The 13394-nt window shown below is 66.9% G+C and carries 11 protein-coding genes, 1 tRNA gene and 1 other RNA gene; 6 read left to right on the top strand and 7 right to left on the bottom strand.

Features of this window, described 5'->3' with window-relative positions; all coding sequences use genetic code 11:
* Positions 1-4: 4 nt before the first annotated feature.
* Complete coding sequence (locus ASF72_RS19870; RefSeq protein WP_082483838.1) at positions 5-1552, bottom strand: M23 family metallopeptidase; 1548 nt, start codon at positions 1550-1552, stop codon at positions 5-7.
* Positions 1553-1728: 176 nt separating this feature from the next.
* Here ASF72_RS19870 and ASF72_RS00120 point away from each other — a divergent pair, with 176 nt between their 5' ends.
* Positions 1729-2652 (top strand): oxygenase MpaB family protein, encoded by a 924-nt coding sequence (locus ASF72_RS00120; RefSeq protein WP_050686728.1) that lies wholly within the window; start codon positions 1729-1731, stop codon positions 2650-2652.
* Between the two features lie 44 nt (positions 2653-2696).
* Here the strand turns inward: ASF72_RS00120 and ASF72_RS00125 are convergent, their stop codons facing one another.
* Positions 2697-3140 carry a hypothetical protein gene (locus tag ASF72_RS00125; RefSeq protein ID WP_050686696.1) on the bottom strand — a complete coding sequence of 148 codons (444 nt, stop codon included), beginning with the start codon at positions 3138-3140 and terminating at the stop codon, positions 2697-2699.
* A gap of 171 nt (positions 3141-3311) precedes the next feature.
* Positions 3312-3396: transfer RNA gene (locus tag ASF72_RS00130), tRNA-Ser, on the bottom strand.
* Between the two features lie 361 nt (positions 3397-3757).
* Here ASF72_RS00130 and ffs point away from each other — a divergent pair.
* From ffs to recR, 3 genes are all read left to right on the top strand, one after another.
* An RNA gene (gene ffs / locus ASF72_RS19875) (signal recognition particle sRNA small type) lies at positions 3758-3854 on the top strand.
* Between the two features lie 51 nt (positions 3855-3905).
* Positions 3906-7517: a DNA polymerase III subunit gamma and tau gene (locus ASF72_RS00135; protein WP_082483847.1), complete on the top strand. Its 3612-nt coding sequence runs from the start codon at positions 3906-3908 to the stop codon at positions 7515-7517.
* A 60-nt stretch (positions 7518-7577) separates the two neighbouring features.
* Positions 7578-8177, top strand: a complete 600-nt coding sequence (gene recR / locus ASF72_RS00140; RefSeq protein WP_050686699.1) for a recombination mediator RecR — start codon at positions 7578-7580, stop codon at positions 8175-8177.
* Between the two features lie 39 nt (positions 8178-8216).
* Here recR and ASF72_RS00145 read toward each other — a convergent pair whose 3' ends face one another.
* Positions 8217-9290 carry a hypothetical protein gene (locus tag ASF72_RS00145; RefSeq protein WP_056595446.1) on the bottom strand — a complete coding sequence of 358 codons (1074 nt, stop codon included), beginning with the start codon at positions 9288-9290 and terminating at the stop codon, positions 8217-8219.
* A gap of 228 nt (positions 9291-9518) precedes the next feature.
* On the opposite strand from ASF72_RS00145, the gene ASF72_RS00150 reads away from it, so the two are divergent.
* Complete coding sequence (locus ASF72_RS00150) at positions 9519-10286, top strand: IclR family transcriptional regulator (protein ID WP_442854139.1); 768 nt, start codon at positions 9519-9521, stop codon at positions 10284-10286.
* 63 nt (positions 10287-10349) lie between these two features.
* Here the strand turns inward: ASF72_RS00150 and ASF72_RS00155 are convergent, their stop codons facing one another.
* Positions 10350-11132, bottom strand: a complete 783-nt coding sequence (locus ASF72_RS00155; RefSeq protein WP_056595451.1) for an IclR family transcriptional regulator — start codon at positions 11130-11132, stop codon at positions 10350-10352.
* Between the two features lie 217 nt (positions 11133-11349).
* On the opposite strand from ASF72_RS00155, the gene ASF72_RS00160 reads away from it, so the two are divergent.
* A complete protein-coding gene (locus ASF72_RS00160; RefSeq protein WP_050686704.1) occupies positions 11350-12708 on the top strand; it encodes an aspartate kinase in 1359 nt (452 codons plus the stop codon).
* A 41-nt stretch (positions 12709-12749) separates the two neighbouring features.
* Here the strand turns inward: ASF72_RS00160 and ASF72_RS00165 are convergent, their stop codons facing one another.
* Both ASF72_RS00165 and ASF72_RS00170 read right to left on the bottom strand, forming a co-directional pair.
* Positions 12750-12965: a hypothetical protein gene (locus ASF72_RS00165; protein WP_050686730.1), complete on the bottom strand. Its 216-nt coding sequence runs from the start codon at positions 12963-12965 to the stop codon at positions 12750-12752.
* Positions 12966-13106: 141 nt separating this feature from the next.
* Entirely contained in the window at positions 13107-13349 is a 243-nt protein-coding gene (locus ASF72_RS00170) for a hypothetical protein (protein ID WP_050686706.1), read from the bottom strand.
* Positions 13350-13394: the final 45 nt, after the last annotated feature.

Raw genomic sequence — 13394 nt, forward strand, 5'->3', positions numbered from 1 at the left:
GCAGTTACCCGAGCGTGGGACGTAGCGTCGGCGTCAGTGTTGGCCCCGGCGTTGCAGCTGGTTCAGTTTCCGAGCGGGCAGGGGCCGACGACGGCGTGACGGCCTGTTTCAGCGCGGCAGGTGGCGTTGTGGTCGGCGTAGTCGTGGCCGTGGCAGTTGCCGGCGGGGTTGGGGCCGGCAACGTCGCCGGCACCGCCGCCTTCGTTGGAGTGGGGGTTGTCGTTGGTATTGGCGTGGGGGTCGGCGTTGCCGTGGATGAAGGCGTAGGTGAAGACGTGGAAGTAGCGCTTGGCGCCGGAGTTGCAGTGGGCGACGGCGACGGCGTTGTCGGGGTCGGCGTAGGAGTCGGCGACGGCTTTGTCGGCGTTGGCGTCGGTGAAGGGCTGGGCGACGGTGTAACTGTCGGCGTTGGCCTTGGTGAAGGGCTGGGCGACGGTGTAACTGTCGGCGACGGCGAGGGGCTGGGCGACGGTGTAACTGTCGGCGACGGCGAGGGGCTGGGCGTCGGAATGACTATCGGCGACGGCGAAGTGCTGCCCGACGGCCCGGTCACGTCTTCGTCGCCGGGTTCCTCACTTGTGGACGGAATCGCGGCAGCCTGCCCGCCGGGAATGGTCCAGATGATGGATCCGCCGGTGGCTGGACCGCTGCCGGGAAGATACGACTGCGCCGGGGTGGAGTCGCCGCCCGTCACCGCACTCAGCGGAACCAGGCCCCACGTCTGCGGATTCACGTATTTTCCGTTGACGATCGTTTCGAAATGCAGGTGGCATCCGGTGGACCAGCCGGTGGAACCAACGTGTGCGATGGCCTGGCCCATCCGGACCGGATCTCCGGCGCGAACCGAGATGGACTGCAGATGGTTGTACGTGGTGACGAGCCCGTTGCCGTGGTCGATCTCCACGCGGTTGCCGCCGCCCCACGGGTGCCAGCCGGCAGCGCGGACCACACCCCGGTCGGCCGCGTACACCGGGGTTCCGCAGGCCGCGGCGTAGTCCTGGCCCAGGTGGAAATCGCCGCCTCCGCCGGTGAGGGGACTGACCCTGAAGCCGAAGGGCGAACTGGGGCTAAGCGCCGCAAGCGGAGCCATCAGGAAACCCGCTGGAGGGCGTCCGACTCCGCTCGTGCCGATGGCCGAAGGCAAGATGCCGGCGGTGCTTTGGCCGGTGATCGGCGATCTGGTGAAGGGTACTGCCGCAGTGGGATCCGAAAAAATGACCTGCGCAAGCGCACCCGCGCCCACGGTGCCGGAGGCGGGCTGGCCGGAGTCACCGGTTGCAGCGCCGGAGCCGGGAGAACCAAAAGCGCCCGTAGCGGCTCCATTGAAACTCGCGGCCGGGTCGACGGACCCGCGGGACAGGGCCGCCGCGTCACGAAGGTTGGTGCCGCCGGCAGGGGCGCCCGACTGGCTGACCACACACACCACAGCGGCCAACACGGCAGAACCTGCGGCAGCACGACTGGCAGCGCGGAAGGAACGTCGACGTTCCTGGCCGTTTCCGGCGCCCCAATGCTTGCCCAATAGATCGACTCCGATGGTGATCCAGCGCATGTTGCCCTTGCGCGTTCTCCCATGGGAACACACCTCCGGCGGCGTGTGAACCCTGCTGGGCTGCGGTGTGGCAATAATTGTGGAAATACGCCACCCCCGCCGGTTCCATGCGGACCAACACCACCCTGTCCTGGGTCCAACCGCCGCATTCGCCCGCGGCTGGGCAACAATGGGGCATGCGGAATTTCTTCAGCGAATGGCGTGACGAAGTCCGGAAAACCTTCTCGGGCAAGTCCGGGGCGCCACCGGAATGGACGCTGCGCCTGGCCGACGGCGATGATCCGGGCTACCACCTGCCGGGGTCGGCAGTCTGGGCAGTACATGGTTCCATGTCCCCCATTGTCGGGGGCATCCGGACGCTGCTGATGCAGTCCCTGCATCCTGGCGCGCTGGCCGGCGTCCACGAGCACTCAAATTTCAGGGAAGACCCGCTGGGCCGGCTGGCAAACACCATCCGATGGATCTTCACGGTCACCTACGGGTCGCAGGCAGCCGCCCGGGAAGCGTCCCGACGGGTACGGCGACTGCATGAACCGGTGCAGGGCAGCTACCAGGACAACCAGGGTGCCAGCCAAAGCTACAGCGCCAACGATCCGGATCTTGCCAACTGGATCCACATCGCCTTCACGGACGGATTCCTCGCGGCCCACAAGCTCTGGGGCGGCCCCATCCCTGGCGGCGCCGACGCCTACGTCCGGGAGTGGTCACAGGCAGGAACGCTGATGGGAGTGGAACATCCGCCCCGCACAGAAGCCGACATGCGGCGCCAACTCGACACATGGCACCGTAACGGCGACCTCCGCGTGGATGCCAGGGTCCAGGAAACTGTTGCCTTCATCCGTGATGCACCACTGCATCCCATGCTCCGGCCCGGATACCGGATTCTGTTTGCCGGCGCGGTCTACAGCCTGGAGCCCGAATACCGCCGGATGCTGGGCCTGACTGTTCCCCGGCTAGGGCCGTTCCCCCTGCCGGTAAAGCTGGCCACCAAAGCCGTTCTCGGCGTCGTCCGCCTTGCCCTGGGACCCATGGGTCCCAGCGAAGTCTCTGCCCGGCAGCGGCTGCGCCGGCTGGGCTCCCCGGCGGCGGACCGGCCTTAATGGGCCCCGGAAGCACCGGGGGTATCTCCGGCCGGCCCTTCCGCTCATTTGCCTACGTACACGTTCTGGTGAACCCGCTTCAAGCCTTCAGACTCGAGTTGGGCGGCGTCCGCGTTGTCCCGCACCAGGACGGCCGGTCTCCTGTCTGACCCGGTCACGGTCACGATCTTGTTGCTGGAGCTGCCGGCTGCAGCTGCGCATCCCGCGTAATCGGTGACGTGCCCATCGGCATTGACCACCGCCAGGCATGCCTGGGCGCCATCGGTACTCTGCGCTGCAAAGAACTGCCGGCCGTTATCTTCGACCAGGAACCGCAGGGTTGTGGCATCAATGTGTTCAGGAAACTGAAAGTGCGCATCGCTTGGGAGTTCGTCTTCAGGTCCGGCAGGAGTTGTCAGTGCAGCAATACCTGACCCGTCGCCGGCGCAGCCTCCGAGCAGCAGTGGAACCGTCAGTATTGCCATCGCTGCCGCTGGTTTGAGCTTCATCGCCTGTCTCCCCCGTTAGTTACCGTGCCAAGGATGCTAGCGCACGGCTATCGGCAGGTCTTGTCATACGCGGGAAGGCCTGAGCGGCCAAGCCGCATAGGCCTCGTAAGCCGCGGGGCGGTTAAACCAGGAAATCCGGCCCCATCATGATGGGACCGGATTTCCGTTCGGCGGAGAATGGGGGATTTGAACCCCCGAGGGCGTTAACCCAACACGCGTTCCAGGCGTGCGCCATAGGCCGCTAGGCGAATTCTCCAACTGCTTCTGAATCAAAAGCAGATACTAGATTACCTGAACCTTTCCCCATCGCCCAATTGGCGCCTTTTCCGGTTTGCGTACGGGGCCTGGCAGTGTCCGGAGGGCCGGCGCTTAAAACCGAAATGGACGCCCCCAATGCGCCCATTCCCGTGTGCCACCGTTGAGCTGCCGGGTCCGGCCCCGTTCTCCCAGGCCCCGCAGCTCACAACCTTGAGATTGCCCCAATCGGTGTACATACCCATGATCGGGGGTGGCGGGGGGATAAGCAATCAAATTCGCTGATTGGCCGGACTCAGCAGCCGCCACCGGGGCCCGCGCCCGCCGATTCGAGTCACGCCGGATGTTCGGGTAAAGTAACTGGCGGCCCCTCATGTGGCGTCATCCTGTTGAACTCCCCCAGGACCGGAAGGTAGCAAGGGTAAATGGGCTCTGGCGGGTGCATGGGGGGTCTTTACTTTTCCCCCACAGGGCGGCAGGTTGTCGGCCCGGATTGGTAGGGTTTTCTCTGTGACAGTTACTACCGCCCTCTACCGCAGATACCGTCCGGATTCCTTTGCAGACGTTATCGGGCAGGAACACGTCACGGAGCCGCTCATGACGGCCCTGCGTAAGAACCGCGTCAATCACGCCTATCTTTTCTCCGGCCCCCGCGGCTGCGGCAAGACCACCTCTGCGCGCATCCTGGCCCGCTGCCTCAACTGCGCCAAAGGCCCCACGGACACCCCCTGTGGCACCTGCCCCAGCTGCGTCGAACTGGCCCGGGGCGGCTCCGGATCGCTTGATGTCATCGAAATCGATGCGGCGAGCCATGGTGGCGTTGACGATGCGCGCGATCTTCGCGAGCGGGCCACCTACGCCCCGGTCCGCGACCGCTACAAGATTTTCATCATTGACGAGGCCCACATGGTCACGTCGGCCGGCTTCAACGCGCTGCTGAAAATCGTCGAAGAGCCGCCGGAACACATCAAGTTCATCTTCGCCACCACGGAACCGGACAAGGTGATCGGCACCATCCGGTCACGGACCCACCACTATCCGTTCCGCCTGGTTCCGCCAGAACCGCTGATGGCCTACCTTGAACTGCTCTGCAACCAGGAGAACGTGCCCGTGGCCCCCGGCGTCCTCTCCCTGGTGATCAGGGCCGGTGGCGGCTCCGTCAGGGACTCGCTGTCCGTCCTGGACCAGCTAATGGCCGGAGCCGGCCCCAACGGCCTGGACTACGAACTGGCTGTTGCCTTGCTGGGTTACACCCACGCATCGCTGCTTGACGACGTTGTGGAAGCGGTGGCGGCATCTGACTCAGCTACCGTCTTCCGCGCAGTGGACCGGGTCATCCAGACCGGGCACGACCCCCGCCGTTTCGTTGAGGACCTGCTGGAGCGCTTCCGCGACCTCATCATTGTCCAGGCCATGCCCGAAAGTGCGCAGACCATTCTTCGGGGAATGCCTGCGGACCAGATTGCCCGGCTGCAGAACCAGGCCCACAACCTGGGTGCAGCTGAACTGTCCCGCGCGGCTGACGTCACCAACACCGCCCTGACCGAAATGACCGGGGCCACGTCCCCGCGCCTGCACCTCGAACTGCTGTGCGCCCGGATCCTTTTGCCCAGTTCCGAACAGAACGAACGCGGCATGGCCGCGCGGATCGACAGGGTGGAACGCCGCATCAATTACGCCGGGAACGACGTCGGGGCTGCCGCCACCGCGGGTCCGGACGGCACCGCAACTGCCCCTGCCGCGGGCCCGAGCGGCTCTGCCCCGGCAGCGGCAGCGCCCAGGGCTGCAGCCGCCACGGCTCCGCCCGCGACTCCGGGTCCGGCCCCGTCTTCCACCTCCCTGGCAGGCCCGTCCGCCAACTCCACCCCGCGGGCCACGCCGCCGGCAGCAACCGCGCCGTCGGCCCAGACTGGGCAGTCCGCAGCCCAAACTGGGCAGCCGGCAGCCCCGGACACCAGCGCCGGGACGGCCGCCCCGGAACCTTCGTCCGCCAACCCGGATGAGGCTGAAGGTGCAACCCGGCAGCCGCTGACACCACCCAGGGTCAGCACCGCCGACTGGCCCGTCGAGGACACAGCTGGCCGCCGGCCCCAGGCCACCGAGGCATCCCCCGCATCCCCGTCCACCAGTGGCACCAGCGCAGGCAGTACCCGCGACGCCAGCGTGGCGGCTGGCAGCGGCGGCACCGGCAGCGGGGATTCGGCGCCCACCGTGTCCCGCAGTGCGCCCTCCGGATTGGGCGACGTCGAAGTGCTGCGCCGGGCCTGGCCCGAAGTGCTTCAGGCACTGTCGAAGATCAAGCGCAGCACGTGGGCGCTGGTCGAACCCAACGCACAGGTCAGCGCCTTCGATGGCACCATCCTGACGCTCTCGTTCTCCACGCAGGGACTGGCCGGCGCCTTCGGGCGTGCGGACCACGCGGAAAACCTGCGCCAGGCCATTCACAAGACCTTGGGCATCGACTGCCAGATCACCGCTGTTGCCGGCGGCGGACAGTCGAGCTCTGACCCAAACCCAAAAGCACCGGCCAAGGCAACGCCCCCGGCCACCCCCAGTACCCCGGCGGCCGCCAGCTCGGCTGACGTCGCCTGGGGCCTGGCACCTGCGCCCGCACCGGGCGCGGAACCCGCTCCAACTGCAGCGGAGGTGTCGGCGGCTGCGCCTGTATCTACGTCTGCGGCTGCCCCTGTGGAGGAGCCGGCCACAGCGGGACCTGACCAGGCACCTGCAACTGCAGCTGACCACACCGGGCCTACCGGCGCGGCAGCAACGGGACCTGCCGCGCCGGCAGATTCACCCGCGGCGGGAGGCAGCGCAGGTTCAGCGAACGGCCTGTCAGGCTGGCCAGTCACCAGCCAGGATCTTTCACGCCACAATGACACCGCTTCCACCAATCAGCCGACACCTGCGGATCCTACGGTAACGACTGGGGCCACTGCTGCCACGGCAACTGCTGCCCCGGAAGGTCCTGCCGGGACAGCGGCGGCCGCTCAGGAGCTGCCAACCGGACGCACCGCGGCTGCAGCGACCCCTGTTCCGGAATCGCCTCAGCCGGTGCAACAGGACACCCACGGCGTGGCAGGCGACTATTCGTACTCCGACGACGACTGGGGACCGCCCCGGGATGAGGACGCTCCCCCGCTGGAGGAGGAGCCGCCCATGGACTGGGCGCCGCCGCGCCAGTCCACGCCCCCGGCGTCCGCTGCTGCCGCCAGCTCCGGCTCAGGTACCGGTCGCGGCAGGGCACCGATCGCGGATGCTCCGGATCGCTCACAGAACAAATCTTCGGCACAGCAGTCCGCCCAGGCTGACAGCGGGACAGACCCCTTGGCCCGCGACCCCTGGGCCCGCGCCGTGGAGCAGGCCCCCGGAGTCTGGGTGGTGGGCGACACCAGTAACGTGGGCGCCACCGCGGAAACCTCCGAACCGGGAAGTCCGGGATCGGGTACTTCGGAATCCGGCGCTTCGGCACCGGGTACTTCGGCACCGGGCACTTCGGCACCGGGTACTTCGGCATCGGGCACCTCGGACCCGCAGCCGCACTACGAGCCTGCAACCGCTTCTGTTCCACCCTCAATTCCAGCTGGCCTGCCGGGAACATCATCAGGGCCGGAATGGGGCGCTGTCACGGGCTCTGACCCGGCGCCGGGTCAGGCGCCGGCGCCTGCGCCGGCCACTGAACCGGCGAGCGCTTCGGCGCGTGCGTCTGCGTCCGCTCCGGAGGCAGAGCCTGCACCCATACCTCCTGCCGCGCCGTCCGCTGCCGCCGCTCCAGCCGTGTCCGAGCGGCGCGAACCCGCCTACGCAATGGCCGCGGCAGCTGCGGCCCCGACTTCGACTGCAGCTGCAACTGCGGCCCAGGCCCAGTCACCGGCCGCCGTCGAAACCCGGCAAAGCCTCTACCAGCGGCTGTCCAACAGTCCGGAAGCCGAGGCCGGCCGGGCCAAGGCGCCGGCACGCGCAGTGGCCACCGCCACCTACGTCCAGGATGTCCCCAGCGCAGATGATGAGACCATCGAAGAGTCCGGGGTATTTGGCCGGGCCGCAGTGGAACGCATCCTGGGCGGCAAACTCATTGAAGAGCGCTCAGCCGATGGCAGCCCCATCGCACCAAGATACTGACCCCGTACGGTTTCGCCGCGGGCCGGCTGACCACAATCCACACCAAGTTAAGAGGAAATCGTGTACGAAGGTGCTGTCCAGGAGCTGATCGATGAGCTCGGACGCCTTCCCGGCGTGGGCCCCAAATCCGCGCAGCGGCTGGCCTTCCACATCCTTGAAGCCGACCCGCAGGACATGAAACGGCTGGTGGAGGCGATCACAACGGTGAAGGAACGGGTCAAGTTCTGCACAGTGTGCGGCAACGTCACGGAGCAGGAACTTTGCAACATCTGCAGGGACCCCCGCCGGGACCCCGCGATGATCTGCGTGGTTGAGGAATCCAAGGACGTCCTCGCCGTGGAGCGCACGCGTTCCTTCCGGGGCCGGTACCACGTCCTGGGCGGGGCCATCAACCCCATCGCCGGCGTAGGCCCGGAACAGCTGCGGATCCGGGAACTGCTGACCCGGCTCAACGATGGCGCCATCCAGGAAGTCATCATCGCCACGGACCCCAATCTGGAAGGCGAGGCCACCGCCACCTACCTTGCCAGGATGCTGAAAACCATCGGTATCGCCGTAACGCGGCTGGCATCTGGCCTGCCGGTGGGCGGCGACCTGGAGTACGCCGATGAGGTCACGCTGGGACGCGCCTTCGAGGGCCGCCGGAACGCCCTGACGTAGCAACACCTGGTTGGCGAAGCACAGGACTGAGCCGATTCCTCAGACCGGAAGCTTCCGGCTGCGTCCCGCCGCCCGCTGGCCGGCCGCCAGCACGACACCTGCGGCGGCCAACTGCGTCCCAAACCCCACCGGAGCCAGGGGCACCCCGCTACCGGCCTCCTCGCCGTCGTTCCCCGCCACGCACGGAACCTGCGTGCCCTCCGCGGCGGCCTGCAACTCCCCCGGCACCCAGTTGATGGCATCCACGCGAGGATCGGTTTCCCCTGCCAGCAGTGCCAGGAGCACCACCGGGTGGCTTGTGGCCAGCCACATTATCCGTTCCGTATGGTCAACCACGCTGGTGCCGCTTACCTCGGAAGAGCAGCTGTACGATGTGACCCGCCCCAGCTCATCCCGCTGGATATTGATGGTCACCAGGACCAATTCCTCCGCCCGGACCGTGGGCAACAACGCCACAACCGCTCCGACGTTTCCGACCAGGAGCAGTCCCGCCATCCCCCAGGCTAAGGCCCGGCCCCGCCAGTCCTCGAACCAGCACGCGGCGCCGGCACCAATACCGGCGAAAACCACTGCTTCCACCACCATCAGTCCAAACGAAACTGCGGCGACGGCAGGGCCGGAGTCCGTCAAGGCCGCAAACACTGTAAGGAGCAGCCCGGCGGCTGCAGCAAACACCGTTCCTTTGACCGTTGCCTGGGCCCAGCCCCGCCACGGACCATCGGCCCGGCCGTCGGGCGGCCCGGGTAGCACCGGAACCGCACCCCACCTGATGGCCAGCACGCAGCACGCCACCACCAGGGCTGCGGCGGTCAGGATGTAGGTCCAGCCGTGGGAATCCGGTGGCAGGCCACCGATGGCAACTGCGGCGCTCACCAGCAAGGCGCCCGCGCAGCAGCACACGGCGAGGACGGCCGCGCTCCACCCCCAAAACCAGCGCGAACGGGTGCCCTTGAGTCCGGCAGCGAAACCACGACGCAGGAGGAACCAGATATGGGGTGCCGCGGGCGACGGCGGCCCGCCGCTGACGTCGTCAGCGTCACCAACGCCGGGACTGCCATCCCCGATCGGCTCGTACCGGGGCTCACTGGCAGCCGGGTTGTCACCGTCAGTCATGGTACCCCTCCCTCCCGGTCGGACAGGCCCAACCCACTTTTTAGATGGCCGTCCCACTGGCTGTTCCAATCGTGATCCGCTGTGGTGTCCGTGTCCAGTACCGGCAGATGCCATACCGGCCGGGCGGACCACAGCGGGTCCTGGCGCGCCCTGGCGGCATGTGAGAATGGGCGTGGCCAGCGGATGGAAGGAGCACCGGCAGTGGAAGTACCTTCGGAATCTTCGTCCATGGCCCAAGGCCTTCGGATCGTCCGCATGGTGGCGGATCGGGAAAAACGGGGCAGGCGGCTGCTGGGCGTTTCCCAGCTCGCCGCGGAGCTTCACATGGAGCCAAGCCGCGTCTCCCGGCTGGCCCAGGAACTATGTGAACTGGGGCTGCTGGAACGCGTAGAGAGAGGACCATTCCGGACGGGGCCGCGGTTCTTCACGCTGGCAGCCTCGCTCAACACCGGTTGGATTCGCGGAGCCCGGACCGAGCTGGAGGCCCTCGTGGCCATGTCCGGGTTCAGGTTCAGAATTTCCGTGCGTGATGGCTACCGCGTGGTTCTGCTGCGGACGTCCAGCAACGATGCGCTGCCCGGAAGCTTTGTGAAGCCGGGCATGGTGACACCCGTCTGGTGTACCGGAGCGGGCCGGGCACTGCTCTGGGACCACGGACAGGCAGCGGTTGAGGACCTGCTCCGCGGGGTGAACTTCATCGGCATCGGCGGTCCGGGTGCGGCGCATTCGCCGGTCGAAGTCTGGGGACTGATGGAACGTGACAGGCCCCGCGGCTTCGTCACGGCTGCCGAAGAATTCGAGCACGGCATCCATGAACTGGCAGTTCCCGTCCGGAATCCTGAGGGCATCATCCTTGCCTCGCTCAGCGTCCTCGGCAGCGGTCCCGCGCTCCACGACAGCACCAGCCGCCTCGCCGGCGCCCTGCTGGTGGCCGCCGAACGGCTGGGATCCGGTGCCAGCCCTACCCTGGACGGCGCCGGCCCGGCGTCTGGCTGAACCGCGTTCCTTGCCCGGCGCGCGCGGGCATCCACCAGCTCACGGGTCATCCCCCGGCGCTTATCATTGTGCTTCGGCCTGCTCCGGCATCACATGGCCAAGCGCAGACTCAAGCCACTTTCCCCACGAAATCAGAGCCGCCGCGCAGGCCTCCCGCCGCGGCTCAAGCCGTGTTTTGGACCCCACGATCTGCAGCGCAGCCACCACCTCGCCCTTGAAATCCCGGATCGGAACAGCCAGGGAATAGAGGCCTGGCTCGGCTTCTTCGTCGACCACGGCGTACCCCCGGGCCCGTGCTTCCCGCAGCCGGCTGAGGAAATCCTCGGCGTCCACGGGTGTGCTGGGGCCGTGCCGAACGAAGTCGGCTGCGGCGAGCACGGTCCGGACCTCGGTATCCGAGGCTTCCCACAGCAAAGCCTGGCCCGCGTCGCTGCAGTAGGCGGGGTACGGCCGGCCCAGCCAGGAGCCCACCATGTTGCTGCTTGCCGGAACATTTTCGCCGATGGTCACGGTGCTGTCCCCATGCAGCACTCCCAGGAAACATCCTTCATCCGTCTCCCGGGCCAGGCCTTCCAAGGCGATGGCACCGTCCGTCTGCAGCCGCTGTTCAGTCAGCAGTTGGGCGTCGGTGAAAAGCGACCAGTCCAAGGCGTAGGACCGTTGATCCCGGCGCTCCAGGAAGCCTTCCTGCTGCGCACCGCGCAGGCTCCGGGAGACCTGGCTTCGATCCTTGCCCAGATCCGCGGCTATGCCGGCGACCGTTCCGCCGGGAAAGCCCTTGGCGGCGCGGGCACCGACCGCCAGGACGGCCATGATCCCCCGTCCCATGCTGGATGTCGTAGGCATGGCTCCGATTCTAGCCCCGCACTGCGTCGCCGGAATGCCCTCGCGCCCGGGCCGGAATCCGGCACTTCCGTGACCGCGGAAAGGCCCGATGGCCGGGATGCGGTCACAATTGTCCGCCGCGTTGCGGGCGGCGATAAACTGTCGGAGGAAGTCGCGCCATGCCGGCGTCAGGCTGCCAGGCCTCCAGAATTCCAACTGATCCAGTGAAGGTATGCGCATGAGTACGCCCACTACCGAAGTGCACAACGCAACCGAGCAGCAAGTGCTGCCCACCGGCCGTGCGGTGACCAAACAGCTCATCGTGCAGAAATTCGGTGGCTCTTCAGTCTCCGACGCAGCCGGCGTGAAGCGCGTGGCCAAACGCGTGGTGGACGCCCAGGCCGCCGGCAACGAGGTTGTGGTGGTGGTCTCCGCGATGGGCGACACCACTGACGAGCTCCTGGACCTCGCCTCACAGGTCACCGATTCCGCTCCCGCCCGCGAAATGGACATGCTCCTTTCTGCCGGCGAACGGATCTCCATGGCGCTGCTGGCCATGGCCATCAACAAACTCGGCGCCTCTGCCCAGTCGTTCACCGGTTCGCAGGCGGGCATGATCACCGACGGCATCCACGGCAAGGCCCGGATCATCGACGTCGATCCGCACCGCATCCGGACCGCCCTGGACAAGGGCAACATCGCCATCGTCGCCGGTTTCCAGGGCATGAGCCGCACCACCAACGAAATCACCACCCTGGGCCGCGGCGGCTCCGACACCACGGCTGTGGCCTTGGCCGCAGCACTGGAAGCCGATGTCTGCGAGATCTACACCGACGTCGACGGCATCTACACCGCCGATCCCCGCGTGGTTCCCTCCGCCCAGAAAATCGACACCATCTCCAGCGAGGAGATGCTGGAACTGGCAGCGTCAGGCGCCAAGATCCTGCATCTGCGGTGTGTTGAGTACGCACGCCGGTTCGGCGTTCCGCTGCACGTCCGATCCTCATTCAGCCAGCACGAAGGCACCTGGGTCATTCCCAGCGCCGAAGACAAGATCACCACTCAAGAGGGAGTTGCCTTGGAGCAGCCAATCATCTCCGGCGTTGCACATGACCGTTCCGAAGCCAAGGTCACCGTTGTTGGCGTCCCGGACATTCCCGGCAAGGCCGCAGCGATCTTCCAGGTCATCGCCGACGCACACTCGAACATCGACATGATTGTGCAGAACGTGTCCACCCACGGCACCGGCCGGACGGACATCTCCTTCACGCTGCCCATCGTGGAAGGCGCCGACGCGCTGGCTGCGCTGCATGCGGCGCACGACCAGATCGGCTTCGAGACCATCGAGTACAACGAGCAGATCGGCAAGCTGTCCCTGATCGGCGCCGGCATGCGCTCACACCCCGGCGTTTCAGCGACGTTCTTCAAGGCGCTCTCCGACGCCGGGATCAACATCAACATGATCTCAACGTCGGAGATCCGCATCTCCGTGGTGACCCACGCGGACCTGCTGGATGAGGCCGTGCGCGTCATCCACAACGCCTTCGACCTGGACAGCGACAGCGAAGCCACCGTTTACGGCGGCACCGGACGCTGACGCTGCGGCTTTGACCCGTTGGCGGCCCGGCAACCGGGCAGTCAGCGGGTCCCGCCGGTGTCCTCGCGCCGGACGGCGTAGTGATGTCCGGTTGAATCTGATTCCACTACAAAATGCGACAGGTCCTCTTCCGAGGCCTGCTCGAATTCGTCGTGCCGGTGCACCACCGGTGTATCGGCGTCGAGCCTGGTGGCGGGACCGAAGACGAACCGGAGCCTGTCGGTGAGGCCCATAAACCCCTTGAGTGCGTGTGCCACTGTTTCCACCCCCTTCCCTGCAGGGTAGGACTCGAGGCCGCCGTCATGGGCGAGCCAGTGACCCCATTTTACGCTTGGACCAGCGAAAAGGACCGGGCTTCCCCCGGCCGGAAGACGCCGGGAGGGGGGGACCTCAGGCTGTCACCGGAGGGATTTGTCGTCCGGGTTCCGGGGTACCACGTAGGTGCTGCCGTCCGGCCGGGTCAGCGTTTCCCACTGCTGGCTCTCCGCCTGGCGTTCGGCCAGCAGCTTCCGGTTGTCCTCCGTCATGGCGTGGCCCAGCGACGAACGGTTTGCCGGGCCGAACACGGCCCGGAGCTTTCCGGTGGCCCGCATGAACCGCTGCGAGGCGTTTTCCCTGCCTTCGGGGCTGGACTTACCCATGGACCTGGATTCCTTTCATCCACCGACTACCTGATCCCAGTGTAG

This window comes from Arthrobacter sp. Leaf141 (assembly GCF_001424565.1).
Lineage (GTDB): Bacteria > Actinomycetota > Actinomycetes > Actinomycetales > Micrococcaceae > Arthrobacter.